The organism is Enterobacter sp. 01-M-02-SI-ECC, from assembly GCF_047530595.1.
Taxonomy (GTDB): domain Bacteria; phylum Pseudomonadota; class Gammaproteobacteria; order Enterobacterales; family Enterobacteriaceae; genus Enterobacter; species Enterobacter cloacae_M.
This window is the reverse complement of sequence record NZ_JBLKCZ010000001.1, coordinates 566,085-590,588: the sequence shown is the minus strand read 5'-3', so window position 1 is coordinate 590,588 and position 24,504 is coordinate 566,085. Positions and strand designations below refer to the sequence as shown.

At 56.1% G+C, this 24,504-nt stretch carries 23 protein-coding genes; 8 read left to right on the top strand and 15 right to left on the bottom strand.

Going from position 1 to position 24,504, the window contains the following annotated elements; all coding sequences use genetic code 11:
* Positions 1–30 precede the first annotated feature (30 nt).
* From ACMWLG_RS02905 to ACMWLG_RS02895, 3 genes are read right to left on the bottom strand one after another with little or no spacing between them, the layout of a single operon-like run.
* Entirely contained in the window at positions 31–843 is an 813-nt protein-coding gene (locus ACMWLG_RS02905) for a MetQ/NlpA family ABC transporter substrate-binding protein (RefSeq protein WP_045401416.1), read from the bottom strand.
* A 27-nt stretch (positions 844–870) separates the two neighbouring features.
* On the bottom strand, positions 871–1,539 hold the full coding sequence (locus tag ACMWLG_RS02900) for a methionine ABC transporter permease (protein ID WP_414762949.1): 669 nt from the start codon (positions 1,537–1,539) through the stop codon (positions 871–873).
* The gene (locus tag ACMWLG_RS02895; RefSeq protein WP_045401420.1) at positions 1,532–2,554 is read right to left on the bottom strand and encodes a methionine ABC transporter ATP-binding protein; all 1,023 of its coding nucleotides are present in this window, start codon (positions 2,552–2,554) and stop codon (positions 1,532–1,534) included. The genes ACMWLG_RS02900 and ACMWLG_RS02895 overlap by 8 nt, the downstream gene beginning before the upstream one ends.
* A 400-nt stretch (positions 2,555–2,954) precedes the next feature.
* Between ACMWLG_RS02895 and ACMWLG_RS02890 the strand changes: the two genes are divergently transcribed.
* From ACMWLG_RS02890 to lpp, 4 genes are all read left to right on the top strand, one after another.
* On the top strand, positions 2,955–4,325 hold the full coding sequence (locus ACMWLG_RS02890; RefSeq protein WP_045401424.1) for a pyridoxal-phosphate dependent enzyme: 1,371 nt from the start codon (positions 2,955–2,957) through the stop codon (positions 4,323–4,325).
* Between the two features lie 11 nt (positions 4,326–4,336).
* Positions 4,337–5,482, top strand: coding sequence for a trans-sulfuration enzyme family protein (locus ACMWLG_RS02885; protein ID WP_045401427.1), 1,146 nt, complete (start codon positions 4,337–4,339; stop codon positions 5,480–5,482).
* 377 nt (positions 5,483–5,859) lie between these two features.
* Complete coding sequence (gene pykF, locus ACMWLG_RS02880; protein WP_029739779.1) at positions 5,860–7,281, top strand: pyruvate kinase PykF; 1,422 nt, start codon at positions 5,860–5,862, stop codon at positions 7,279–7,281.
* Between the two features lie 309 nt (positions 7,282–7,590).
* Positions 7,591–7,827 carry a murein lipoprotein Lpp gene (lpp, locus tag ACMWLG_RS02875; RefSeq protein WP_001082307.1) on the top strand — a complete coding sequence of 79 codons (237 nt, stop codon included), beginning with the start codon at positions 7,591–7,593 and terminating at the stop codon, positions 7,825–7,827.
* A gap of 60 nt (positions 7,828–7,887) precedes the next feature.
* Here lpp and ldtE read toward each other — a convergent pair whose 3' ends face one another.
* The 9 genes from ldtE to ACMWLG_RS02830 all read right to left on the bottom strand — a co-directional run bounded on the left by ldtE (position 7,888) and on the right by ACMWLG_RS02830 (position 16,967).
* Positions 7,888–8,901, bottom strand: coding sequence for a L,D-transpeptidase LdtE (gene ldtE / locus ACMWLG_RS02870; protein ID WP_045401430.1), 1,014 nt, complete (start codon positions 8,899–8,901; stop codon positions 7,888–7,890).
* Between the two features lie 97 nt (positions 8,902–8,998).
* Entirely contained in the window at positions 8,999–9,415 is a 417-nt protein-coding gene (sufE, locus tag ACMWLG_RS02865; RefSeq protein ID WP_023311331.1) for a cysteine desulfuration protein SufE, read from the bottom strand.
* Positions 9,416–9,429: 14 nt separating this feature from the next.
* Entirely contained in the window at positions 9,430–10,650 is a 1,221-nt protein-coding gene (sufS, locus tag ACMWLG_RS02860) for a cysteine desulfurase SufS (RefSeq protein WP_045353784.1), read from the bottom strand.
* Positions 10,647–11,918, bottom strand: coding sequence for a Fe-S cluster assembly protein SufD (gene sufD / locus ACMWLG_RS02855; RefSeq protein WP_045401433.1), 1,272 nt, complete (start codon positions 11,916–11,918; stop codon positions 10,647–10,649). The genes sufS and sufD overlap by 4 nt, the downstream gene beginning before the upstream one ends.
* A complete protein-coding gene (gene sufC / locus ACMWLG_RS02850) occupies positions 11,893–12,639 on the bottom strand; it encodes a Fe-S cluster assembly ATPase SufC (RefSeq protein WP_045401437.1) in 747 nt (248 codons plus the stop codon). Before sufC ends, sufD begins: the two co-directional genes overlap by 26 nt.
* 9 nt (positions 12,640–12,648) lie before the next feature.
* Positions 12,649–14,139 carry a Fe-S cluster assembly protein SufB gene (sufB, locus tag ACMWLG_RS02845; protein WP_045401439.1) on the bottom strand — a complete coding sequence of 497 codons (1,491 nt, stop codon included), beginning with the start codon at positions 14,137–14,139 and terminating at the stop codon, positions 12,649–12,651.
* An 8-nt stretch (positions 14,140–14,147) separates the two neighbouring features.
* Positions 14,148–14,516 carry a Fe-S cluster assembly scaffold SufA gene (sufA, locus tag ACMWLG_RS02840; protein WP_008500631.1) on the bottom strand — a complete coding sequence of 123 codons (369 nt, stop codon included), beginning with the start codon at positions 14,514–14,516 and terminating at the stop codon, positions 14,148–14,150.
* Positions 14,517–14,829: 313 nt separating this feature from the next.
* Entirely contained in the window at positions 14,830–15,558 is a 729-nt protein-coding gene (locus tag ACMWLG_RS02835; protein ID WP_023311326.1) for a MerR family transcriptional regulator, read from the bottom strand.
* Positions 15,559–15,746: 188 nt separating this feature from the next.
* A complete protein-coding gene (locus ACMWLG_RS02830) occupies positions 15,747–16,967 on the bottom strand; it encodes a diguanylate phosphodiesterase (RefSeq protein ID WP_023311325.1) in 1,221 nt (406 codons plus the stop codon).
* A 338-nt stretch (positions 16,968–17,305) separates the two neighbouring features.
* Here ACMWLG_RS02830 and ycgZ point away from each other — a divergent pair, with 338 nt between their 5' ends.
* From ycgZ to fdhF, 4 genes are all read left to right on the top strand, one after another.
* Positions 17,306–17,545: a regulatory protein YcgZ gene (gene ycgZ, locus ACMWLG_RS02825; RefSeq protein WP_045401442.1), complete on the top strand. Its 240-nt coding sequence runs from the start codon at positions 17,306–17,308 to the stop codon at positions 17,543–17,545.
* A 4-nt stretch (positions 17,546–17,549) separates the two neighbouring features.
* Positions 17,550–17,870, top strand: a complete 321-nt coding sequence (locus ACMWLG_RS02820; RefSeq protein ID WP_045401446.1) for a hypothetical protein — start codon at positions 17,550–17,552, stop codon at positions 17,868–17,870.
* A 28-nt stretch (positions 17,871–17,898) separates the two neighbouring features.
* Positions 17,899–18,177: a biofilm/acid-resistance regulator YmgB/AriR gene (locus ACMWLG_RS02815; protein ID WP_023311323.1), complete on the top strand. Its 279-nt coding sequence runs from the start codon at positions 17,899–17,901 to the stop codon at positions 18,175–18,177.
* Between the two features lie 191 nt (positions 18,178–18,368).
* The gene (gene fdhF / locus ACMWLG_RS02810; RefSeq protein WP_045401449.1) at positions 18,369–20,519 is read left to right on the top strand and encodes a formate dehydrogenase subunit alpha; all 2,151 of its coding nucleotides are present in this window, start codon (positions 18,369–18,371) and stop codon (positions 20,517–20,519) included.
* A gap of 88 nt (positions 20,520–20,607) precedes the next feature.
* On the opposite strand, the gene ACMWLG_RS02805 is transcribed toward fdhF, so the two are convergent.
* The 3 genes from ACMWLG_RS02805 to ACMWLG_RS02795 all read right to left on the bottom strand — a co-directional run bounded on the left by ACMWLG_RS02805 (position 20,608) and on the right by ACMWLG_RS02795 (position 24,351).
* Entirely contained in the window at positions 20,608–20,802 is a 195-nt protein-coding gene (locus ACMWLG_RS02805) for a YdiH family protein (RefSeq protein WP_003857766.1), read from the bottom strand.
* Positions 20,803–20,887: 85 nt separating this feature from the next.
* Positions 20,888–21,298, bottom strand: a complete 411-nt coding sequence (gene menI, locus ACMWLG_RS02800) for a 1,4-dihydroxy-2-naphthoyl-CoA hydrolase (protein WP_023311321.1) — start codon at positions 21,296–21,298, stop codon at positions 20,888–20,890.
* Positions 21,295–24,351 carry an FAD-binding and (Fe-S)-binding domain-containing protein gene (locus ACMWLG_RS02795; RefSeq protein WP_045401452.1) on the bottom strand — a complete coding sequence of 1,019 codons (3,057 nt, stop codon included), beginning with the start codon at positions 24,349–24,351 and terminating at the stop codon, positions 21,295–21,297. The genes menI and ACMWLG_RS02795 overlap by 4 nt, the downstream gene beginning before the upstream one ends.
* Positions 24,352–24,504 lie beyond the last annotated feature (153 nt).

The window sequence follows — 24,504 nt, the reverse complement described above, 5'->3', positions numbered from 1 at the left end:
TCGCCGGGCTTCATCTGTAAAATCAGTAATTTAGTTGTTTACTGGGATGACCGCGCCTTTGTACCTGGTGCGGATCCAGTCCTGAATCTCTTTCGAGTGCAGCACGTTCACCAGCGCAACGATATCTTTCTTCTTCTCGTCGCCGCGATGCACGGTAATGATGTTGGCGTACGGGTTGTTTTCACCGCTCTCTACCGCAATCGGGTCGTGAACCGGATCCAGACCCGCGTCAATCGCGTAGTTGGCGTTAATCACCACCGCATCGCCTTCGTTGTTGTTGTACATCTGCGGCAGCAGAGACGCTTCCACGTTCGGCGTGAACTTCAGCTTTTTCGGGTTCTCGACGATGTCGCTGATGCGCGCGGTCACTTTATCGATGCCCGGCTTCAGCTTGATCACGCCCTCTTTCTCGAAGATGGAAAGAATACGACCCTCTTCAGAAACCGCGTCACGCATGATGATCTTGCCACCTTCCGGCAGGTCTTTCAGCGACTTGTATTTTTTGGAGTAGATGCCGATTGGCTCAATGTGGATCGCGCCCGCACTGACAAAATCGTAGTCCTTATCGCCCGCATGATCCTTCAGCACGCTGTTCAGGTAAGGAATGTGCTGGAAATAGTTCGCGTCGATGTCATGACCCGCCAGCGCGGTGTTCGGCAGAATGTAGTCCTGGAACGGTTTGATCTCCAGGTCAATACCCTGCTTTGCCAGAATTGGCTTTGCCTGCTCCAGAATTTCGGCGTGCGGCGTGTTGGATGCGCCCACGGTCAGGGTGTCAGCCCAGGACGCGAAGCTCAGGGCGCTCAGGGTTGCGGCGGCGATCAGTGTCAGTGTTTTTTTCATGATGTGGTTCCTGTGTGTTATTAGAGATTATCTTTTATCTAACAGTGAAGTAATGACATCGCCGCAGAACTGGATAATGAAAACGATGATCAGTATGGTCACCGTTGCCACCAGCGTGACGTCACCATGGTTGCGCTGGAATCCTTCCAGATAAGCCAGATTTCCCAAACCGCCGGCGCCAATCACCCCCGCCATTGCGCTGTAGCTCACCAGCGCAATGAGCGTCACCGTAATACCCGATACCAGTGCGGGTGATGATTCCGGCAGTAAAACCCAAAACACTAACGTGCTCAGTCGTGCGCCCATCGAGCGCGTTGCTTCGATGACGCCTTTATCCACTTCACGCAGGGCGATTTCCACCAGGCGTGCGTAGAACGGTGCCGCGCCCACAATCAGCGCCGGCAGCGCCGCGTTGGCGCCAAGAATGGTGCCGACGACGGTCTTGGTGAACGGGATCAGCAGGACAATCAAAATGATGAACGGAATGGAGCGGAACACGTTCACCACAATCGAAATCACGCTGTAAACCGTGCGGTTGTGAAACAATCCGCCGCGCGCGGTTAAAAACAGCGCCAGCCCCAGCACGATGCCCAGCACAAAGGTCGCCACGCCGGACAGCGCGGTCATGTACAGCGTCTCCAGCGTCGCCGCCCAGAGCTGATCCCACTTCAGATGCGGAAAGAGATTCTCAGCCATGTTTAATCACCTCGCCTTCAATATCGCTGTGCTTCAGGTCGGCGAGGATATTGTTCAGTTGTTCATCGGATGCCACCACGTGCACCCAGAGCTGGCCAAACACGCCGTGGGCGGTTTGCGTCATTTTCCCGTGCAGGATGTTAAACGGCAGGCCGTAGCGCAGGGTCAGTTCACCCACAATCGGCTTATGGGTGCTGTGCCCGGTAAAGGTCAGCCTGATGACCGTGCCTTCCAGATCGTTTGCCAGTTCGGTATTGAAGGTTTCTTCCTCAGCGTACTGGCTTACCTGACGGACAAACTGCTGCGTAATCGGCTGCTGCGGATGGGTAAAGACGCTCAGCACGTCGCCCTCTTCCACGACTTTACCGTTCTCCATCACCGCCACGCGGTCGCAGATTTTGCGCACCACGTGCATCTCGTGGGTGATCAGCACGATGGTCAGCCTGAAGCGGCGGTTAATATCCAGCAGCAAATCGAGGATCTGGTCGGTGGTCTGCGGGTCGAGCGCGGACGTGGCTTCATCGCAGAGCAGCACGTCAGGGCTGTTAGCCAAAGCACGCGCAATGCCCACGCGCTGCTTTTGCCCGCCGCTCAGCTGGGACGGGTACGCATTCTCGCGCCCCTTCAGCCCTACCAACTCCACCAGTTCCGTGACGCGAGCGGTGATTTTTGCTTTAGGTACTCCGGCTATCTGCATGGAAAAAGCAATGTTTTCGCTTACCGTGCGCGACCACAGCAGGTTGAAGTGCTGGAACACCATGCTGATTTTCAGGCGCGCCTGGCGCAGCGCTTCGCCCTTTGCCGCAGAGATATCCTGCCCGTTAATGGTCACGCTTCCGGCGCTGGGTTTTTCCAGGCCGTTTAGCAGACGAATCAGCGTGCTTTTCCCGGCTCCGCTGTAGCCGATAATCCCGTAAATCTGTCCCTGCTCTATCGTCAAATTGACGTTATCAACGGCAGTCAGCGCGACCTTTCCGTTGTCAAAAACCTTCGAAATATTCCTGAGTACGATCATTATTATTCTTTATCCGTTTCGCGCATGGCTGTTTAGCAGTATGGATGTCCAAACGATAGTAAACAGGCGTTATCAGCTTTTAAATGAACAAAAAAGAATGTGTTATAACTTTCGGCAATAAACAGCGGATCTACCGGGTGGGAAGCATTTAGACCAATTTCAGCAATGATTATCTGCCGGATGCATATCCGCTGGCGGACGGGCGCAAAAAACGGTCATTTTTGCAGCATTTTATCCCGATATAGCCATCCTCACATCCAGACAACTTTACGTCTTGCTGTCCTGCCATCCAGAAATGGCATTTATATTCCTTTCTGTTCTAAACGGCAGTGAATGGTTCTTTATTGAGAAAATTTCACCGCCCTATCATCCCGTCATTACATCCAGAAAGGAAAACATCATGACGATTTATCACTCCGTCACCGAACTGATTGGTCGTACCCCGCTGATACAGCTGCATAAGCTTGATACCGGTCCCTGCTCGCTGTTCCTGAAGCTGGAAAACCAAAATCCGGGCGGCTCTATTAAGGATCGCGTTGCGCTGTCGATGATTAACGAAGCGGAGCGTACCGGCCAGCTGCAGCCGGGCGGCACGATTATTGAGGCGACGGCGGGGAATACCGGTCTCGGCCTGGCCCTGATTGCCGCCCAGAAAGGCTACTCGCTGATCCTGGTGGTGCCGGACAAAATGAGCCGCGAGAAGATTTTCCACCTGCGCGCGCTGGGTGCCCAGGTGGTGCTGACCCGCTCCGACGTCAACAAGGGCCATCCCGCCTATTACCAGGATTACGCCCAGCGCCTGGCCAACGAGCTGCCCGGCGCGTTTTACATCGACCAGTTCAATAACGAGGCCAACCCGCTGGCGCACCGCACCACCACGGCACCGGAACTGTACGAGCAGCTTGACGGCCAGATCGACGCCATCGTGGTGGGCGTCGGCTCAGGCGGTACGCTGGGCGGCCTGCAGGCGTGGTTCGCCGAGCACTCTCCGCACACGGAGTTTGTCCTGGCTGACCCGGCCGGTTCCGTTCTGGCCGACCAGGTGGAAACCGGACGCTATCACGACGCGGGCTCCTGGCTGGTTGAGGGTATTGGCGAAGACTTTATTCCGCCGCTGGCCCACATTGAAGGGGTGAATCACGCCTGGCGCATCACCGACCGAGAGGCCTTCACCACCGCGCGCGACCTGCTGAAAACGGAAGGCATTCTGGCTGGCTCTTCCAGCGGCACGCTGCTGGCGGCCGCGCTGAAATATTGCCAGGCGCAGACCGCGCCGAAACGCGTGGTGACCTTCGCCTGCGACAGCGGCAATAAGTATCTCTCGAAGATGTTCAACGACGACTGGATGCGTCAGCAAGGGCTCATCACGCGCCCTCAGGCCGGCGATCTCTCTGACTACATCGCCCTGCGCCACGATGAAGGCGCCACCGTTACCGCCGCCCCGGACGACACGCTTTCCACCGTACTGGCACGCATGCGCCTGTATGACATCTCCCAGCTGCCGGTGCTGGAGAACGGCAAGGTGGTGGGTATTATCGACGAGTGGGATCTTCTGCGGCATATCGGCGGCGACGGCGATCGCTTCGCGCTTCCGGTGACGGCAGCCATGACGCGCCAGGTGGAGTTTCTTGATAAACATGCCCCGGAAAGCGCCCTGAACGCCATCTTCGACCGCGGTCTGGTGGCCGTGATTAATGACAACGACCGTTTTCTCGGTCTGATTACGCGCAGCGACGTTCTGACCGCCTGGCGCAACCGTCTTCAGCAATAAAGGAATCGATGATGAAAAACCTGGCTACCCTGAGCGTACACAGCGGCGAGTTCAACGACCAGCACGGCGCCGTCATGCCGCCGATTTACGCCACCTCGACGTTTGCGCAACCGTCACCCGGCGAGCATACCGGCTATGAATATTCCCGTAGCGGCAACCCTACACGCCATGCGCTGGAAACCGCCATCGCCGAACTGGAAGGCGGCACGCGCGGCTACGCCTTCGCCTCCGGTCTGGCGGCCATCTCCACGGTGCTCGAACTGCTGGACAAAGACAGCCATATTGTCGCCATTGATGACGTTTACGGCGGGACGTACCGCCTGATTGAAAACGTGCGCAAGCGCAGCACCGGCCTGCAGGTCAGCTGGGTTAAACCGGACGACTTAGCCGGTCTCGAGGCCGCCATTCGCCCGGATACCCGCATGGTGTGGGTCGAAACGCCAACCAATCCGCTGCTGAAGCTGGCGGATCTGGCGGCCATTGCGGCGATCGCCCGCCGTCATAACGTCATCAGCGTGGCGGATAACACCTTCGCGTCGCCGGTGATCCACCGTCCGCTGGAGTCGGGTTTCGATATCGTGGTGCACTCCGCCACCAAATACCTGAACGGCCACTCTGACGTGGTGGCCGGGCTGGCGATTGTCGGGGACAACAGGGAACTGGCGGATAAGCTGGGCTATCTGCAAAACGCGGTAGGCGGCGTACTGGATCCGTTCAGCAGCTTCCTGACGCTGCGCGGTATTCGCACGCTTGCGTTGAGGGTAGAAAAGCACAGCACCAACGCGCTGGCGATTGCGCAATGGCTGGATCAGCACCCTCTGGTCGAAAAAGTGTTCTATCCCGGCCTGGAATCGCATCCGCAATATCAGCTTGCCCGCACGCAGATGGCCCTGCCCGGTGGGATGATTTCCGTCGTGGTAAAAGGCGATGCGCAACGCGCCACCGAGGTGATTCGCAACCTGAAGCTGTTCACCCTCGCGGAAAGCCTCGGCGGTGTGGAAAGTCTGGTGAGCCAGCCTTATAGCATGACGCACGCCTCGATTCCGCTGGAGCAACGCCTGGCAAACGGCATTGTGCCGCAGCTTATCCGTCTGTCAGTCGGGATTGAAGATCCGAAAGACCTGATTGCCGATCTCAGCCAGGCGCTGCAAAAATAAGTAAAACGCGGCAGGTCAATCACCTGCCGTCATAAGTTGTCATCATGGCTTAACGCCTTGATAACAATATTATGTGAAACTGCACAGATTATTTCTGAAACACCGTTTCCATTTTCCTTTTATCTTAAAATCAGCGTATAATGCGCGCCTAATCCCTGGTGAATGGTTTCAGCGCTTGGAATACAAAAAACAACGTACAACTTCTCCTCTCCTTCGTTGGGCTGTCACTCAGGCACACTTTCTTCTGCACGCTCATTTGATGTCTCCTATCCTTAGTGCGTGTCATATACTCTTTTGCAACACAGGTTTGACTCCGCGGCGGTGCGCCCCCGGAGCGAGATTTCCATATCCTTCCCAACTTAAAGACTAAGACTGTCATGAAAAAGACGAAAATTGTTTGTACTATCGGCCCGAAAACCGAATCTGAAGAGATGCTGACCAAAATGCTGGACGCCGGCATGAACGTGATGCGTCTGAACTTCTCCCACGGTGATTACGCAGAACACGGTCAGCGTATCCAGAACTTGCGCAACGTGATGAGCAAGACCGGTAAAAAAGCTGCCATCCTGCTGGACACCAAAGGTCCAGAAATCCGTACCATCAAACTGGAAGGCGGTAACGACGTCTCTCTGAAAGCGGGCCAGACCTTCACCTTCACCACCGACAAATCCGTTGTCGGCAACAGCGAAATCGTTGCAGTGACCTATGAAGGCTTCACCAACGACCTGTCCGTCGGTAACACCGTGCTGGTAGACGATGGTCTGATCGGTATGGAAGTCACCGCTATCGAAGGCAACAAGGTTATCTGTAAAGTGCTGAACAACGGCGACCTGGGCGAAAACAAAGGCGTTAACCTGCCGGGCGTCTCTATCGCACTGCCAGCACTGGCTGAAAAAGACAAACAGGACCTGATCTTCGGTTGCGAACAAGGCGTTGACTTTGTTGCGGCCTCCTTCATCCGTAAGCGCTCAGACGTGGTTGAAATTCGTGAGCACCTGAAAGCGCACGGCGGCGAGAAGATCCAGATCATCTCTAAAATTGAAAACCAGGAAGGCCTGAACAACTTCGACGAAATCCTCGAAGCGTCTGACGGCATCATGGTTGCACGTGGCGACCTGGGCGTAGAAATCCCGGTTGAAGAAGTGATCTTCGCGCAGAAGATGATGATCGAGAAATGTGTTCGCGCGCGCAAAGTGGTTATCACCGCAACGCAGATGCTGGACTCCATGATCAAAAACCCACGCCCAACCCGCGCAGAAGCAGGCGACGTGGCTAACGCCATCCTCGACGGTACTGATGCCGTTATGCTGTCCGGCGAATCCGCAAAAGGTAAATATCCGCTGGAAGCGGTGTCCATCATGGCCACCATCTGCGAACGTACCGACCGCGTAATGAAAAGCCGTCTGGACTACAACAACGACAGCCGCAAGCTGCGCATCACCGAAGCGGTATGCCGCGGTGCAGTAGAAACGGCTGAGAAGCTGGAAGCGCCGCTGATCGTGGTTGCCACCCAGGGCGGTAAATCAGCTCGGGCGGTGCGTAAATACTTCCCGGATGCGACTATCCTGGCGCTGACCACCAACGAAACCACGGCTCGTCAGCTGGTGCTGAGCAAAGGCGTGATCCCTCACCTGGTGAAAGAGATCGCGTCTACGGATGATTTTTACCGTCTGGGTAAAGAAGTGGCTCTGGAGCTGGTTGATCGTGGTCTGGCACAGAAAGGTGACGTTGTGGTCATGGTTTCTGGCGCGCTGGTACCAAGCGGAACCACCAATACCGCATCTGTTCACGTGCTGTAATAATTCCCGAACGAATTAATTTTGATAAAAAGCGCCCTCCGGGCGCTTTTTTTATTCCTGGCATTAGCCAAAGTCATTCAAATTGCAAATCGGGTTTCTCTATTTAATTGCGATTTATCTAAGATGAATCCGATGATAAATGCCTTTTTTTCCTTAGATTTTTGCCCGAAAAGGGCTGATTCGATGCTTCTTTGAGCGAACGATCAAAAATAGGTGTATTCCCATCAAAAAAATATTCTCAACCCAAAAAACTTTGTGTAATACTTGTAACGCTACATGGAGATTAACTCAATCTAGAGGGTATTAATAATGAATCGTACTAAACTGGTACTGGGCGCGGTAATCCTGGGTTCTACTCTGCTGGCTGGTTGCTCCAGCAACGCTAAAATCGATCAGCTGTCTTCTGACGTTCAGACTCTGAACGCTAAAGTTGACCAGCTGAGCAACGACGTGAACGCAATGCGTTCCGACGTTCAGGCTGCTAAAGACGACGCAGCTCGCGCTAACCAGCGTCTGGACAACCAGGCTACTAAATACCGTAAGTAATAGTACCTGTTAATAAAATGGCGCACATTGTGCGCCATTTTTTTTGCCTGAGTCAAACGGCTACTGCGTCACCTTCTCCCCTTCATCTTCCGCTACCGCAGCAGACACCCGGCTGTTCTGCACCGACAATACGCTATTGCTGGCTGAAGGACCGCTCCCTGACGACACGATAACCGGGATGCCCGCACGACGTGCCAGGGCTTTCTCAATCAGCGCCTTATCGCTTCCAGCCTGAGAAACAAAGTTCGCAAAGTCGGCGGAGTGGGTAATGGGCGAGACCTGCGGGTTTTCTCCCTCAGCCTGCGCCAGCGGACGGTGGACCTCAATATAGCGTTTACCGTCCGGCTCCACGGAGAACTTCACGGGTTCATTAATAATCTGTACCCGCGTGCCAACCCGCACCTGTTCGAACAGCGCTTTGATATCCGGGGCGTTCATCCGCATACAGCCGGAGCTGACTCGCAGGCCCACGCTGTCCGGCGCGCTGGTGCCGTGGATGAGATATTCCCCGTTGCCCACGCCTAAACGCAGTGCAAAGCGCCCCAGCGGGTTGTTTGGCCCGGCAGGTACCACCGGAGGCAATTTAATGCCCTGCTCCAGAGAGCGTGCTCTGATGCCCGGCGTGGGTGTCCAGGTGGGATTCGGGATCTTCTGGCTCACCCGCGTGGTCGTCACCGGCGTTTCCAGCCCCAGCTGTCCGATACCCAGCGGAAAAACCTGAACGATGTTCTCTCCCGGCGGGAAGTAGTAGAGCCGAAGCTCTGCGAGATTCACCACAATCCCCTCGCGCGGCGTGTCCGGCAACAGCATTTGCGACGGAATGGTAATGACGGTTCCCGGCGCAGGGTTTACCGGCGCAATGGTATTGTTCGTTTCCAGAATCACCTGCGCCGCGGTATTAAACCGGCGGGCGATGGTCTGCAGCTTATTATCCCCTTCCTGTATCGTGTAGGTTTGATTTTGCCCAATCAGGCGACTGCCTGCGGGCGGCAACGGATAGTCCATCGCGCGGGCCGAATTAAGTGCGCCGAGCGAACTGAGGAGTAATAGAGTTATGAGAGACGCGCGCTTCATGCTGAGATTCCTTATTCACTGGCAGGACGCCAGAAAGCTGAAAAACCAGCGAGGCGGGAACCACCTCGCGAAACAGAATGAATGCTGTTCTGTAAGTCTAGCTAAGGATTGCAGCTTTGGCGCGAATCGCGCGAATCATCGCTTCCAGTCCCTGGGAGCGTGACGGGGTGAGGTGTTGGGTCAGGGCCATTTTTTCAAACCACGGGCGGACGTCAAACGCAACAATATCCTGCGCCGACATCCGGTGGTAAAGAATAAAGACGACCGCAATAAGCCCTTTTACAATGGCCGCATCGCTGTCGCCGTGCAGTGCTATCGTGCCGTCGTCAGACTGCTCCATCACAATCCACACCTGGCTCTGACAGCCCTGAATACTGTTTTCCGGGTTATGCGCCTCTTCACCGAGCGGCGGCAGACGCTGCCCCAGCTCGATGATATAAAGGTACTTCTCTTCCCAGTTTGCGCAACGCCCAAAGTTGCGCAGCAATTTGTCTCTGTCCGGCAGTTCTGCCATCTTTTGCCTCTCCGTTAGCCCAGCAGCTGGTGAATGCGCTTAAGCCCCGCCACCAGCCTGTCGACCTCTTCCGTTGTGTTGTACATCACCAGCGACGCGCGGCACATTGCCGGCACCTGGTAAAACGCCATCAGCGGCATGGCGCAGTGGTGCCCGGTACGGACCGCCACGCCGTAGTTATCGAGGAAACTGCCCACGTCATAGGCGTGATGTTTCCCGAGATTAAACGCGATCACCCCTTGCCGGTCGGCAGGCCCGTAGAGGGTCAGATCCGGCACGCTGGCAAGCTCGGCAAGCGCATAGTGCATCAGCAGCTGTTCGTACTCCTGAATGCTATCAAGGCCGATTGCGGAGACGTAGGAAACCGCCGCCCCCAGCCCGATAATCCCGCCGGTGTTGGGCGTACCCGCCTCAAAACGCCACGGCGCGCGCGCGTAGGTGGTGCCTTCGGTCAGGCTGACGGTGGCGATCATCGAGCCGCCCCCTTCCCATGGCGGCATCGCCTGCAGAATGTCTTCCTTCACGTAGAGCACGCCGATCCCGGTCGGCCCATAGAGCTTGTGGCCTGAGAAGACGTAGAAATCGCAGTCCAGCGCCTGAACGTCAACCGCGTGGTGCATTACGGCCTGGGCGCCGTCAATCAGCACCTTCGCGCCGGCCTGATGGGCTTTTTCGACAATCTCTGCCACCGGGTTTTCAGTCCCGAGCACGTTAGAGACCTGGGTGACCGCCACCAGCCGCGTTTTATCGTCTAGCAGTGCATCGAGCTGCTCGAGCTGCAGCGTCCCATCGGCGTTCAGCGGGATCACCCGCAGCTGCGCGCCAACGCGCTCGCAGAGCATCTGCCACGGCACGATATTGGCGTGGTGCTCCATCTGGGTGATGATGATGTTATCCCCCGTGTGGACCTGCGCGTTGCCCCAGCTGTTAGCGACAAGGTTGATTCCTTCGGTGGTTCCGCGCACGAAGACCAGCTCCTCGGGCGATTTTGCATTGAGGAAGGCGGCAATTTGCGTGCGCACGTTTTCCATACGCTGGGTCGCCTCGGCGCTCAGGGTATGAATACCGCGATGCACGGCGGCGTAGCCGTGGCGATAAAACTCGGCTTCCGCATCCACGACCGGGTTCGGCTTCTGCGCGCTGGCCGCGCTGTCCAGATAGGCCAGAGGAAGACCGTTCACTTCACGGGTCAGAACCGGGAAATCTGCCCGCACTTTCTCGACGGGAAAACTCATGCTTCGCCTCCAGGCAGGCGCTTACCGATACGCGCCAGCACCTGCTGTTTCAACTGACCATCTTGCAGCGCTTCCGTCAGTTCGGCGGCAAACGCGTAGATAATCATTTTCTGCGCCGCCTGCTGGTCGATACCGCGGGAACGCAGGTAGAACATCTGCTCGTCGTCGATGCGCCCGACCGTCGCACCGTGGCTACACTTCACGTCGTCGGCGTAGATCTCAAGCTGCGGTTTGGTGTCCACCTCCGCCAGGCGCCCTAACAGCAGATTGTTGTTGGTCATCTGCCCGTCGGTTTTAATGGCGTGCTGCGCCACGTTAATCAGGCCGTTAAACACCGCGCGACCTCTGTCACTCACGATAGTTTTGTGCAGCTGGCGGCTGTTGCAGTAGCCCTTGTTGTGCTCCAGCCAGGTGCGCGTGTCGCACACCTCTGATTTAACCGGCATCGCCAGACTGTTGATGCGCAGCGTGGTATTTTCGCCGTTAAGCTGCGTGCTGGTGTTGTGGCGCAGCACAGACCCGCCGAGCAGGAAGCTATGGCTGTACGCTGCGGCATCCTGACCCAGCACAATGTCGTTATGGGCAAAGTGGTGGCTCTGCGCATTCTCAAACGCCAGCTTGACGTGGTGAAGCTGGGCATTGGCCGCCACATTCATCGTCAAACGCGAGCCGGTAAAATGGCGCGTCTCGTTGAGGCTGACGTAATGTTCAATCACCGTGGCCTCAGCCCCCTCCGCCAGCTCAAGATGGTGGCGATAGTGCGCGGTGTTGATTTCGTCGCCGTCCAGCCCCTGGGTGATGTGCATCAGCAGCAGCGGTTTTGCCGGACGCTGGTTACGCTTCACGCCGATATGCGTCACGCTGCGGGCCAGGCTCTCGGTCAGGTGCAGGAAAACCTCAGGCTGAACCGGGGCGCTCAGGGGCCGGCGATCGTCGTTTATCTCAATCTCAAATCCGCTCCCCTGAAGGGCGTCGCTCAGCTCCGGACGGAACTCACCGTCGACAAACACCAGGCGCACGGCGTCCACGTTTACGGCCAGCGCGTCACGCTGCGCCGGGGTAAGATCCGCCAGACGGGTCACAAACTCGGCGTTCAGCAGGCCATCGAGCGGGGTGTATTTCCAGTTCTCATGCTTACGCGTCGGCAGGCCGAGACGCAGCATCTGCTGCAGATGCTGCTGCGCCTGCTCAGAGCGGGTGCCACCCTGGGCTTCAAACAGCCGGTGCCACTGCTGGAGCGCATTACTGCTGTTCGGTAAGCCAGCCATAGCCCTGCTCCTCCAGTTGTTTAACCAGCGTGAAATCACCAGATTTCACAATACGCCCCTGATAAAGCACGTGAACGTAATCCGGCTTGATGTAGTCCAGAATGCGCTGGTAGTGGGTGACGATAATGAACGAACGCTTGCCGTCGCGCAGGGAGTTCACCCCGTCAGCGACAATCTTCAGGGCGTCGATATCCAGACCGGAGTCGGTCTCATCCAGAATGCACAGCTCGGGCTCCAGCACGGCCATCTGCAGAATGTCGTTACGCTTTTTCTCGCCGCCGGAAAAGCCAACGTTCACCGAGCGGGTGAGCAGATCTTCCGGCATTTTCAGCAGCTTGATCTTCTCTTCCATCAGGTCCTGGAAGTCAAAGCGGTCCAGCGCCTCCAGGCCGCGATACTTGCGAACCGCATTCAGCGCCGTCTGCAGGAAGAACTGGTTGCTGACGCCCGGAATTTCGACCGGGTACTGGAAGGCCATAAAGATGCCCTCTCCCGCGCGGTCATCCGGCGACATCTCCAGCAGATCTTTGCCGTTGAACTCGACCGAGCCGTGGGTCACCTCATAATCTTCGCGCCCCGCCAGCGTCGCGGAAAGCGTACTTTTCCCGGAACCGTTCGGCCCCATGATAGCGTGGACTTCCCCCGGCTTGACGTCAAAATTGAGGCCACGCAGGATGGCTTTGTCTTCTACGCTGACCTGTAAATCTTTAATGCTTAACATGTGCTTTCCTTAACCGACGCTGTGTTCAAGACTAATGGCGAGGAGTTTCTGGGCTTCAACGGCAAATTCCAGGGGCAGTTCAGAGAACACATCCTTACAGAAGCCGTTAACGATCATCGAGATGGCGTCTTCTTCGCTGATCCCCCGCTGCAGGCAGTAGAAGAGCTGATCTTCCCCAATGCGTGACGTCGTCGCCTCGTGCTCAAGCTGGGCCGTATTGTTACGGCACTCAACGTACGGGAAGGTGTGCGCCCCGCAGTCTGCGCCGATCAGCATCGAATCACACTGGGTAAAGTTTCGCGCATTGGTGGCCGTCGGCATGATTTTCACCAGCCCGCGATAGCTGTTCTGGCTGTGCCCGGCGGAAATGCCTTTCGAGATAATGGTCGACCTGGTGTTTTTACCTATGTGGATCATCTTGGTGCCGGTATCGGCCTGCTGGTGGCCGCTGGTCAGCGCCACGGAGTAAAACTCACCGATGGAGTTATCCCCGCGCAGAATGCAGCTCGGGTATTTCCAGGTGATGGCCGAGCCGGTTTCAGACTGGGTCCACGACATCTTGCTGTTTTCGCCTTCGCACAGCGCGCGCTTGGTGACGAAGTTCAGGATACCGCCGGTATTGCCGTCGCCCGGGAACCAGTTTTGCACCGTGGAGTATTTCACCTCGGCGTCTTTATGAATAATGACCTCCACCACCGCCGCGTGCAGCTGGTAGCTGTCGCGAACCGGGGCGGAGCACCCTTCGATATAGCTGACGTAGCTGCCTTCATCCGCGACCAGAATCGTGCGTTCGAACTGGCCGGTTTTTTCGGCATTGATGCGGAAATAGGTGGAAAGCTCCATCGGACAGCGCACGCCTTTCGGTACATAGATAAAGGTGCCGTCAGAGGCTACCGCCGCGTTGAGCGCCGCAAAGAAGTTATCGTTTGAAGGCACTACGGTCCCGATGTACTTTTTCACCAGTTCCGGATGATCGTGAATCGCTTCGCCGAAGGAGCAGAAAATGATCCCCTGCTCTGCCAGCTTCTCGCGGTAGGTGGTGGCCACCGAGACGGAGTCGAAAATGGCGTCCACCGCCACCTCTTTCCCTTCGCGAACGGGCACGCCAAGCTGGTTAAAGGCCTCTTCCACCTCTTTGCTGAGGAAGCTGTTTTCAGCGCCAGTTTGCTGCACCGCGCCGGGCTGCGAGGCGCAGGTATCGTCACAGCTGCCGCAGGAGGGCGCAGAATAGTAGCTGTAATCCTGATAGTTCAGCCTGTCGTAGTGCGCTTTCAGCCAGTGCGGCTCTTCCATCTCCAGCCAGGCACGGAAGGCGCTCAGGCGGAACTCCAGCATCCACTCGGGTTCGTTACGTTTCGCCGAGATCGCCCGCACGACATCTTCGTTAATGCCTTTCGCCAGCTCATCTGTCTGGAGCTGGGTGAAGAACCCCTCTTTATAGTTGAGGTGTCCACCGCCCCAGGTATTTACTTCACTCGTTGCTTCAGTATTACGAGACATAGCACCGCCTATACCCCAAAGCTTTCGCCACAGCCGCATTCGTTCTGGGCTTTCGGGTTATGAAATTTGAATAACTGGTTTAAGCCTTCGCGGACGTAGTCCACTTCGGTGCCGTCGATAAAGGGCATAGCCTGCAGCGCAACGTACAGCTTCGCGCCGTCAGTCTCGAACACCAGGTCATCTTTCTCGGGTTCGGTGACGGTGTCGAGCACGTAGCCGAAACCCGCGCAGCCGGTCTGTTTGACGCCTAAACGCACGCCGAGGATCTCGGGCTTTTTCGCCACCAGCTCGTGAATATGTGCTGCCGCCGCTGGCGTGAGCGTTAAGCCGCGCCAGGCGAAATCGGCAGGATTAAAGGTTTCTGAATGCAGTTCCATAGGTCCACCTCATCTGATAAGCCATCAGGGCATAACACCATGTTAGTGATAACGATTATCACTTCAACCCTCTGTCAGCAGGGGCATTCGGCTAAAGCGCCCTTTTTGCCTGGTTTTATTAAGCATAGACCCTGTGAGAGGATGCAGTCAGGATGGATGTATTTGTTCAATGCATTGATTAATAATGCATTTCGTCGCGGCATTCATAACGAAGAGAAGAAAAGTAAAATATGCATCGGAAATGCCTATTTTTGAGATAGATTTTGCACAGAAAATGACAAAAACAAAAAAGGCCCTTAAGGCCTCTTAATACTCAATGATGAAATGCGACAGCAAATCCCTGTTCACGCCAGTGGTCGAGCTGTTCCTGCTGGCGAGGCGTTGGGGATTTCCCCGTCCAGACGAAGATTTTTTGCCCGGGGAACAGTTCAGGACGCGGCGAATCGATGGGTTCCGCCAGGACGTCAATGTGCCAGCCCTTCTGCGCCAGGCGCGCGGCTTCCAGCCACAGGTGGGTGCGGTCATCGCATTCCCAGCCAATCAACAGTGCGTCTTTACCGGCTTTCTTGCGGGACTCCGCCAGGCTTGCAATCGCGAATTCAATCAGAACTCCGTCTAAGAGGCTTGCCATGTGACGCACGGTATTTTGGTCCTGGTTCATGCGCTGACGGACGGGAGAAATAATATTGTCAATCAGCGCGTCTATCGCGTGATCTCGGCGGAACTCGCCAATTTTGGCACGCAGCTTTGCCGGGCTGGCGTAACGCAGAACGGTCATCATCTCTTCCTGGAATGAAACCCAGTTGCCCTGCGTCAAAACTTCTTTGTTTTCCAGCAAGGCTTTGACTTTTCCGACCGAGACGCCGCTTTTCATCAGGCGTTTGATCTCTTCGATACGCAGGATATCTTCATCGTCAAACTGACGATGGCCCCCTTCGCTGCGCTGCGGCTTCAACAATCCATAACGGCGCTGCCAGGCACGCAGCGTAACGGGGTTGATACCGCATCGTTCGGCCACTTCGCCGATACTGTAATAGGCCATTAACTCCCTCACGCTCAGAACTTCCATACCTAACTGCACCAACCTTATCAGATTGTACACACTATTTGTATAACTAAGACCGCATTTTGAACCGGTGAACGGGGTTCTTTTCCATCCACCTGTTAATACATTGTTGTATAAAATTTGCCGTTCGTACAGTTAACTCTGCCGGATTGTGTACAGCTTTATCAGAATTCGAACTTTTTCTCCGGCCACGCAATCGCGGGAATACCGCCGTGTCGCGGGCTGGCAAAAAGATGCCCCTGGAACTGGGATATTCCCGCTGACTCCAGCCACATCCACTCTTCAGCCTTCTCTACCCCCACCGCGCAGAACTGGATCTCAAGCGAGGCACAGCATTTGATAATCGCCTGGATAATGGCCTGTCGGGGACCACTTTTGTGCACGTTTGCGACCAGATCGCGATTAATCTTAATTCTGTCCGGCTGAAACTGAGCCAGCAGCTGCAACCCGGCAAATCCGGCACCAAAGTGATCGATCGTCACGCTGATGCCCGCGCTTTTTAACTGCCTGACCGAATCCGTGAATTCATCGAATCGGGAAATGGCTTCGCTCTCGGTAAACTCCACCACAATTTGCTCGGGTACAAACCCATTTGCTTCAATGGCGGTGAGCAGGAAATCCACGGCGTTTGGAATGTTGACCAGCGTCATCGGCAGCAGGTTAAGGGATAACGTCTGGTCCTGTAGCCCCAGCGCGCTGGCCATGGAGAGCGCAACCTGCTTGCTTTGTAAATCCGAGGCATACACGTCGTCACGCGGCAGACTGGCGAAGTAAACTCCCGGCGCGCCGCCGTCAGGCGTGCGGAGAAGCGCCTCCCAGGAGACGACCTGCTGCATAAATGGATCGACTATCGGCTGGAACGCGAAGCTGCAATCCGCCCCTTTCGCGACCACCTCGGGCTGCGCGGACAAGCGCGTCTCTTCGCGCACGAATTCCCAGGAATCCGCAGGAGGCAGTTCAAAATAGTTCGCTTTTTCCGTGGCCTCGACAAAGGTGCGGAAAAACTGCAGCGGGCGGTCGTTGTACGTCAGCTGATAGCGCGTCGTCCCCCTGTTGAGCACCTCTTGCAGCACCTCGTCCCTGTCGAAGTGGCGTAAATCAAAAAGCTCCATGCCCACGTTGCCAAAACGACGGACAGGTCCGTGATCGCGCATCAGCTCCACTACGTTGTGGTGGCGAGGGTCGTTGCAAATCTGCTCATAGATGGCAGAAACGTGTTCCACTGGCCCTTCAAGCAGCTGAAAAAAATGTGTGCCATTAAACAGCAGGATCCCCGTGATATTGGATTGCTGGTTTTTACTATTTGCAGCAGCAACCATGACTTCCAGCGCTTTCACTGGAACGTCCTCGCAGATATGACTGCGGTAAATGATGGTGGTGAGCATGCGATTCCTGGGGTTAGGGGTTTGGCCACAAAAGAGGTGGATAAGGTTCATTTATAGCACATTAATTGCCTGACAAATAATCTACATCTCAATCATTTACGGCAGTTAATATGGCCTTTTTTCTCAACTGTACAACTTACCAGCGGCCGCGCTTTTTGTACAATATATCCTGCATAGCTACCGCACCCCACTCAACACCTAACAAAATGAAAAATAAATAATTTATAAAATATATCGAAAAAAATTTAAAAAATTGTACATTTTCTATGTACAGATTTTGAAATTATGTATACCTTAAATGTAACGTTACTGATTACAAAATTTTACAGGAGCGAAACATGCAGCAGAAAGGTTACGTCGCAGATTCCGCAGCAGCAATCGCACAGTACTTCGATAAAGCCGTGCTTCCTACCCAGCAGGAGACGCTGGGCCAGGTGGTTGTTGAAATTCTCAGCGACGGGCGAAATCTGAATCGCAAATCGCTTTGTACAAAATTGCTCAGCCGCCTCGAAAAGGCCGATGGCCCGGAAGAGGAAGAGCATTACCACAAGCTGCTTGGTCTGCTCTTCGAACGGTAAGGATATGAAGAGCAGTAACGCAGACAAACTGATCGACACGCTTATCGGTGAAGCCGTTCTCTCTCTTTTGAAAGAGCGGGGACCGGTAACAACCGAAGGATTGCTTCAGCGTCTGCGGATCATGAAAGAACATGAAAAGGATCCCCGGCGGCGGGAGACACTTGCGGTGGTGATTGCCGAGATCGGCTCAAACAGCATCGCCTTTACACGTCGCAGAACCGCGCAAGGACGAACGAAAAGAGAGGGACCTCTCAACGATAACCGGGACAATGTTGTGCCGTTGTTTGGAAGTGGAAAACCGTCCGATCCAAAGAAAATACATTGACTGCAATTAACAGCTACGGTGAGAACAAATGAGACAAAATATTCAGCTTCAACCCGAATATCATTCTGCGTTTTTAGACAGTGCGCTGTCGGAATACTTCCGTCACGCAGGCGATCGTTTTGCTGAAGAGTCCGCTGTTTTTTCTACTGCAGTACGCTGTGTTCTGGCCTCCGAAGGTCATCTGTCCAATAAAGCGATTATCCTCTGGCTCATTCAGACACTAGAAGCCACTCACGACGTGGTTCAGGCGGATGTGATTCGCAAGACGCTAGAAATTGTCGTGGGCTACACCATGGACGACCTGTAATTTCACGGCCACTCATCCTGCTTTCGTGTCATCGTCAAAACTGACAAATGTTCTGACGATGACACGCGCCTTCCCCGCTTAACACCCTGTTAAACCAGCAAAGCCAACCTGGCACGGTTCCTGCTTACCTCTGCTTACGGGACTGGGTTTTCCAGTCAACTTTGCTTCATTTCTTAACAGGTCTGTTATTGATGAAAAAGATCGCCAGCGTCTGCCCCTACTGCGGTGCAGGCTGTAAATTAAACCTTGTCGTTGAAAATAACCGTATCATCCGTGCCGAAGCCGCAGAAGGCGTCACAAACCAGGGTACCCTGTGTCTGAAAGGCTTTTACGGCTGGGACTTCCTCAACGATACCCGTCTGCTCACCCCGCGTCTGACCCAGCCGATGATCCGCTACCATAAAGGCGAGGCATTCACTCCCGTTACCTGGCAAGAGGCTATCCGCTACACCGCGCACAAACTCAGCAGCATTAAAGCGCAGCACGGGCCGCGGTCGATCATGACCACCGGATCCTCTCGCGGAACCGGCAATGAAACAAACTATGTGATGCAAAAATTTGCCCGCGCGGTGCTGAACACCAACAACGTGGACTGCTGCGCGCGCGTCTGTCACGGCCCTTCCGTGGCCGGTTTACAGGAGACGCTCGGCAACGGCGCGATGAGCAACTCAATCAACGATATTGAAAACTCAAAATGCCTGCTGGTGTTTGGCTATAACTGCGCGGACTCCCACCCCATCGTCGCCCGGCGCGTGCTGAAAGCGCGTGAAAACGGCGCAAAAATTATCGTCTGCGATCCGCGGCGCATTGAAACGGCGCGCATTGCCGACCAGCATCTGCAGCTGAAAAACGGCAGCAACATGGCGCTGGTAAACGCCTTTGGCTACGTGCTGCTGGAAGAGGAGCTCTACGACAAAAGCTACGTGGCACGCTTTACCGAGGGGCTTGAGGCCTATCGCCAGACGGTGAAAGACTATGCGCCAGAGACGGTTGAGCATCTTACCGGCATTCCCGCCCGCGACGTTCGCCAGGCGATGCGCACCTTCGCGGCGGCCCCTTCCGCCACCGTGATGTGGGGGATGGGCGTGACCCAGTTTGGTCAGGCCGTGGATGTGGTTAAAGGGCTTTCCAGCCTGGCGCTGCTGACCGGCAACCTCGGCCGCCCTGCCGTCGGCGTCGGGCCGGTGCGCGGACAAAACAACGTTCAGGGCGCCTGCGATATGGGCGTTCTGCCGAATATGTTCCCGGGCTATCAGGATGTGACCGATCCGGCGGTCAGGCAGAAGTTTGCCGATGCCTGGGGAATTGACGTCAATAAAATGGACGATCGGGTCGGAACGCGCATTACCGAGGTGCCCCATCTGGCGCTGGAAGGCAAGGTCAAGGCCTACTACATCATGGGGGAAGATCCGCTTCAGACCGAAGCCGATCTCGGTCTCGTTCGCAGCGGTTTTGAGGCGCTCGACTTTGTGGTGGTTCAGGACATCTTTATGACCAAAACGGCAGAAGTGGCGGACGTCCTGCTTCCTGCCACCTCCTGGGGTGAACACGGCGGCGTCTTTACCTGTGCCGATCGCGGGTTCCAGCGTTTTGGCAAAGCCATTGAGGCCAGCGGCAACGTGAAGCGCGACTGGGAAATCATCAGCCTGCTCGCCACCGAGATGGGCTACCCGATGCATTATGACGACAACCAGCAGGTCTGGGATGAAATGCGCGAGCTGTGCTCGCTCTTCTACGGCGTGACGTATGAAAAAATGGGCGAGATGGGCCACGTGCAGTGGCCGTGCCCGACGCTGGATCATCCGGGAACGCCGTACCTGTATAAAGACAATCAGTTCGACACCCCAACCGGTAAAGGCCAGCTCTTTGCCGCCCCGTGGCGCGCGCCGGCGGAAACTCCGGACGCGGATTTCCCGCTGGTGCTGTGTACGGTTCGTGAAGTGGGACACTACTCCTGCCGCTCGATGACCGGGAACTGCGCCGCGCTGCAAAGCCTGGCCGATGAGCCGGGCCGGGTGCAAATGAACCCAGCCGATGCGGAAAAGCTGGGCATCTCAGAGGGCCAGCTGGTCTGGGTGCGTTCGCGTCGCGGCAAAGTGATTACCCGCGCCAGCATTAGCGAGCGTATCAACCCCGGGGCGGTCTATATGACCTATCAATGGTGGATTGGCGCCTGCAACGAGCTGACCCAGGATAATCTCGATCCCATCTCCAAAACGCCGGAAACGAAGTACTGCGCGGTGCAGCTGGAGGCGATTGAGGACCAGCGCTGGGCGGAGGATTTTGCGGCGTCTGCGTATCAGTCCATGAAGTCGCGGCTGATCAACGCCGTCAATGTCTGAGGAAAATATCGGGTGGCGTCACCGCCGCCCGATACTGAATTTCAGACACAAAAAAGGCCGCACTCGCGGCCCTTTTACTCTCATGTACTTAATGGACGTGAACGCCCAACCGCCAGGCAAAGTAGATCTCTTCTTTCAGTTCATTCGAAGAGAGCGCCAGCAAATCTGTAAATTCCAGCTCAAGCTGTTTCAGCTTTTTCAGGTACTGCGCCGGAGACAGGTTGCTTTTATCGCGACGTAAATATTCAATTGCCAGCTGTGTTGGGGTTATTTCAGTATCCATGATGTCCTCGCTTATGTACAAAACCTGACCAGTATATCACAACGGACTGGCTAGTTTTTGACCAAAGGCAAAACATCTGAAAACTTTACACAACCGCCGTGGTCAGCCGCGACGAGCAGCACAGGCGATCCTGCTCATCGAGAATATCTATCTGCCACACCTGATGGCGGCTTCCGGCGTGCAGCGCGCGGCAAACACCGCGCACGCGCCCGCTGCGCACCGAGCGAATGTGGTTAGCATTCACCTCGAGTCCGACAACCTTCTGCTCCCCTTCGGTACAGAGATACCCCGCCACCGAGCCCAGCGTTTCGGCCAGCACGACGGAGGCCCCGCCGTGCAATAAACCAAACGGCTGGTGGGTGCGACTATCGACCGGCATGGTGGCCTCAATTTCATCGTCGCCAATGCGGATGAACTGGATATCCAGCAGCCCCACCATATTCCCCTCGCCCATGGCGTTCAGCGCCTGCAGCGTGACGGCACGTTTCCAGATCATCCAATTATCTCCAGTAAAGCCTGCAATGGGTGACGCACACCGTTACCTTCTACCCGTTTTACCTGGCTGCGGCAGGAGTAGCCTGTCGCCAGACAGCGGTTTCGCGGCAAACGCTGCATCGCCTGATGCCAGGACAGCTCATAGATGCCGAGCGAGTTGGCGTGGTTTTTCACTTCGTGTCCGTAGGTTCCGGCCATCCCGCAGCAGCCTACGTTGACGCTCTCCAGCTTCGCACCGAAGCGGGCAAAAACGGACGCCCACTGCGCGGGGGCACCCGGCAGCGCGGTCACTTCCGTGCAGTGGCCGAACAGATACCACGGTTCACCGCTGACGTCCTGAACGGCCTTATCTGCCAGCGCCACCGGAAGCCACTCGTGCACCAGCATGACGTTAAAATCGCCGCGCTTATCGCCCAGCGTCTGCTTATATTCATCGCGATAGCAAAGCACCAGCGCCGGATCGACGCCGACCATCGGTATCCCGAGTTGCGCCACGCGGTTTAAGAAGTCAGACGTTTTCTGCGCGGTCTTCGCAAATCGCTTCAGGAAACCCTTAATGTGCTGCGCCTTGCCGTTGGGAGAGAACGGCAGAACCACCGGCTGGTAACCCACCTTCTCCGCCAGACGGACGAAATCGGCCACAACCTGCGCATCGTAGTAGCTGGTGAACGGATCCTGCACCACCAGCACCACATTCGCTTTTTGCTCCGGAGCGAGCGCCTCCAGCTGTTCGAGGGTCATGTTCGCCGAACGGTGGCCGACAAGCTGGCGCTGCAGAGACGGGACCGACAGCAGCGGGAGATCGACCATGCCGATGTGTTTTTCGGAGAGCTTGCGCACCAGCGGCTGGTTGATAAAGAAGTTGAAGGTCTTTGGCGCCCGCGCCATCAGCGGCGCGTAGCTTTCCACCGTCGCCACCAGATGGTCGCGCACCGGGCGGAGGTATCGGGTGTGGTAAAGCTGCAGGAAACGCGAGCGGAATTCCGGCACGTCGATTTTAATCGGGCACTGGGTAGAGCAGGCTTTACAGGCCAGACAGCCGGACATCGCCTCTTTCACCTCATGGGAGAAATCGTACTCGCCCTTGTTGGCATGCCAGCTGTTGCGGGTGCGCTCAATCAGCGAGCGCAGGCTGGCCCGTTTTTCCGGCAGCTCCTGCTCCAGCCTGAGCGGATCCACCCCGCGGTCGGCCAGCAGACGCAGCCACTCGCGCACCAGCGTCGCCCGCCCTTTCGGCGAGTGGATACGGTTGCTGGTGATTTTCATCGACGGGCACATCGGGCTTTTCACATCAAAGTTAAAGCACAGGCCATTGCCGTTGCACTCCATCGCGCCGCGCCAGGACGAGCGCACCGCAATCGGGATCTGCCTGTCGTAGGTGCCGCGCTTGACGGCATCCACCTGCAGCATTGGCGCGTCTACGCCTTCAGGCGGGCAGATTTTACCCGGGTTGAGGCGGTTGTGCGGGTCGAACGCCGCTTTCACCTTACGCAATTCCGCGTAGAGCTGTTCGCCAAAGAATGCCGGGCTGTATTCCGCGCGGAACCCTTTCCCGTGCTCTCCCCACAGCAGGCCGCCGTATTTGGCGGTTAAGGCCACCACGTCGTCGGAGATCTGCTTCATCAGGATCTCCTGCTGCGGGTCGCACATGTCCAGCGCCGGACGCACGTGCAGTACCCCGGCGTCGACGTGGCCGAACATGCCATAGCTCAGGCCGTGGCTGTCCAGCAGGGCGCGAAACTCCACGATGTAATCCGCCAGATGCTCGGGCGGCACGCAGGTATCTTCGGCAAAGGGAATGGGCTTCGCCGCCCCTTTCGCATTACCGAGCAGGCCCACGGCTTTTTTACGCATCGCATAGATACGCTCAATCCCGGCCAGATCGTTACAGAGCTGCCAGCCGATCACGCCGCCTTCACCCTGCGCAATCAGCTCATCCAGCCGCTGGCAGAGCGTGGTGACCTGCCGCTCAATCAGCTCCGCATCATCGCCGGCAAATTCCACGATGTTGAGACCGAGCATCTCTTTGTCCGGCACGTCGGTAATGAGGTCGCTTACGGAGTGCCAGACAATATCTTCCCGGGCCAGATTGAGTACCTTAGAGTCGACGGTCTCCACCGACAGCGCCTGCGCTTGCACCATAAACGGCGCATTGCGCAGCGCGGAGTCGAAGGAGTCGTATTTGACGTTTACCAGGCGACGCACTTTCGGCAAGCGGGTGATATCCAGCCGCGCTTCGGTAATAAACGCCAGCGTCCCTTCGGAGCCGGTCAGCACGCGGGTTAAATCAAACTGGGTCAGGTCATCGTTAAAGACGTGACGCAGATCGTACCCGGTCAGGAAGCGGTTCAGCTTGGGGAATTTATCGAGAATAAGCTGGCGGTTGTCGCGACAGCGTTCCAGCACGGTGCGATAGATGCGCCCGATAGCGGTATTATCGTTACCCAACGTTTCCGCCAGTTCGACCGGCATTGGCTGCGTATCAAGAATATCGCCACCCAGCAGAACGGCACGAACGCCCAGCACGTGATCGGAGGTTTTACCGTAGACCAGCGAGCCCTGGCCGGAGGCATCCGTGTTAATCATCCCGCCAAGGGTCGCGCGGTTGCTGGTGGAGAGCTCCGGGGCAAAAAAGTAGCCGTAAGGCTTGAGATACTGATTAAGCTGATCTTTGATGACGCCCGCTTCGACCCGCACCCACCCCTCCTCCGGGTTGATCTCAATGATGCGGTTCATATAGCGCGACATATCAACAATGATGCCCTGGTTCAGCGCCTGACCGTTGGTCCCGGTGCCGCCGCCGCGCGGCGTAAAGACCAGCGAGGCAAACCGCTCCTGCGTGGCGAGCCGGGCGATAAGCGCGACGTCGGCCGTTGAACGGGGGAAAACCACGGCATCGGGAAGAAGCTGGTAGATACTGTTATCGGTCGCCATCGTCAGCCTGTCGGCATAGTTCGTGGCGGTATCACCTGTAAAACCCTGTTGCTCCAGTGCCTGCAAAAAATTAAGCACCAGCTGAACGACGCCAGGTGCCTGAGAAATCTGTGGGATCATGACTGTCGACCCTAATTAGAGTTGTATGAAATCGTTTGCGTGTATCTTAAAAGTTTTATCACATTTTTTTCTTATAATCTCTGCTGAATTACAGGCAGAATTCGCCTGTTAAAAACCGCTGAGATCATTAATGATTAAAGAGACGCGGTTTTC

What these genes read in the sequence shown, in the direction of transcription:
- ACMWLG_RS02905 (WP_045401416.1), bottom strand. Translation starts at nt 843, where the DNA reads ATGAAAAAAACACTGACACTGATCGCCGCCGCAACCCTGAGCGCCCTG.
- ACMWLG_RS02900 (WP_414762949.1), bottom strand. Translation starts at nt 1,539, where the DNA reads ATGGCTGAGAATCTCTTTCCGCATCTGAAGTGGGATCAGCTCTGGGCG.
- ACMWLG_RS02895 (WP_045401420.1), bottom strand. Translation starts at nt 2,554, where the DNA reads ATGATCGTACTCAGGAATATTTCGAAGGTTTTTGACAACGGAAAGGTC.
- ACMWLG_RS02890 (WP_045401424.1), top strand. Translation starts at nt 2,955, where the DNA reads ATGACGATTTATCACTCCGTCACCGAACTGATTGGTCGTACCCCGCTG.
- ACMWLG_RS02885 (WP_045401427.1), top strand. Translation starts at nt 4,337, where the DNA reads ATGAAAAACCTGGCTACCCTGAGCGTACACAGCGGCGAGTTCAACGAC.
- pykF (WP_029739779.1), top strand. Translation starts at nt 5,860, where the DNA reads ATGAAAAAGACGAAAATTGTTTGTACTATCGGCCCGAAAACCGAATCT.
- lpp (WP_001082307.1), top strand. Translation starts at nt 7,591, where the DNA reads ATGAATCGTACTAAACTGGTACTGGGCGCGGTAATCCTGGGTTCTACT.
- ldtE (WP_045401430.1), bottom strand. Translation starts at nt 8,901, where the DNA reads ATGAAGCGCGCGTCTCTCATAACTCTATTACTCCTCAGTTCGCTCGGC.
- sufE (WP_023311331.1), bottom strand. Translation starts at nt 9,415, where the DNA reads ATGGCAGAACTGCCGGACAGAGACAAATTGCTGCGCAACTTTGGGCGT.
- sufS (WP_045353784.1), bottom strand. Translation starts at nt 10,650, where the DNA reads ATGAGTTTTCCCGTCGAGAAAGTGCGGGCAGATTTCCCGGTTCTGACC.
- sufD (WP_045401433.1), bottom strand. Translation starts at nt 11,918, where the DNA reads ATGGCTGGCTTACCGAACAGCAGTAATGCGCTCCAGCAGTGGCACCGG.
- sufC (WP_045401437.1), bottom strand. Translation starts at nt 12,639, where the DNA reads ATGTTAAGCATTAAAGATTTACAGGTCAGCGTAGAAGACAAAGCCATC.
- sufB (WP_045401439.1), bottom strand. Translation starts at nt 14,139, where the DNA reads ATGTCTCGTAATACTGAAGCAACGAGTGAAGTAAATACCTGGGGCGGT.
- sufA (WP_008500631.1), bottom strand. Translation starts at nt 14,516, where the DNA reads ATGGAACTGCATTCAGAAACCTTTAATCCTGCCGATTTCGCCTGGCGC.
- ACMWLG_RS02835 (WP_023311326.1), bottom strand. Translation starts at nt 15,558, where the DNA reads ATGGCCTATTACAGTATCGGCGAAGTGGCCGAACGATGCGGTATCAAC.
- ACMWLG_RS02830 (WP_023311325.1), bottom strand. Translation starts at nt 16,967, where the DNA reads ATGCTCACCACCATCATTTACCGCAGTCATATCTGCGAGGACGTTCCA.
- ycgZ (WP_045401442.1), top strand. Translation starts at nt 17,306, where the DNA reads ATGCAGCAGAAAGGTTACGTCGCAGATTCCGCAGCAGCAATCGCACAG.
- ACMWLG_RS02820 (WP_045401446.1), top strand. Translation starts at nt 17,550, where the DNA reads ATGAAGAGCAGTAACGCAGACAAACTGATCGACACGCTTATCGGTGAA.
- ACMWLG_RS02815 (WP_023311323.1), top strand. Translation starts at nt 17,899, where the DNA reads ATGAGACAAAATATTCAGCTTCAACCCGAATATCATTCTGCGTTTTTA.
- fdhF (WP_045401449.1), top strand. Translation starts at nt 18,369, where the DNA reads ATGAAAAAGATCGCCAGCGTCTGCCCCTACTGCGGTGCAGGCTGTAAA.
- ACMWLG_RS02805 (WP_003857766.1), bottom strand. Translation starts at nt 20,802, where the DNA reads ATGGATACTGAAATAACCCCAACACAGCTGGCAATTGAATATTTACGT.
- menI (WP_023311321.1), bottom strand. Translation starts at nt 21,298, where the DNA reads ATGATCTGGAAACGTGCCGTCACGCTGCAGGCGCTGAACGCCATGGGC.
- ACMWLG_RS02795 (WP_045401452.1), bottom strand. Translation starts at nt 24,351, where the DNA reads ATGATCCCACAGATTTCTCAGGCACCTGGCGTCGTTCAGCTGGTGCTT.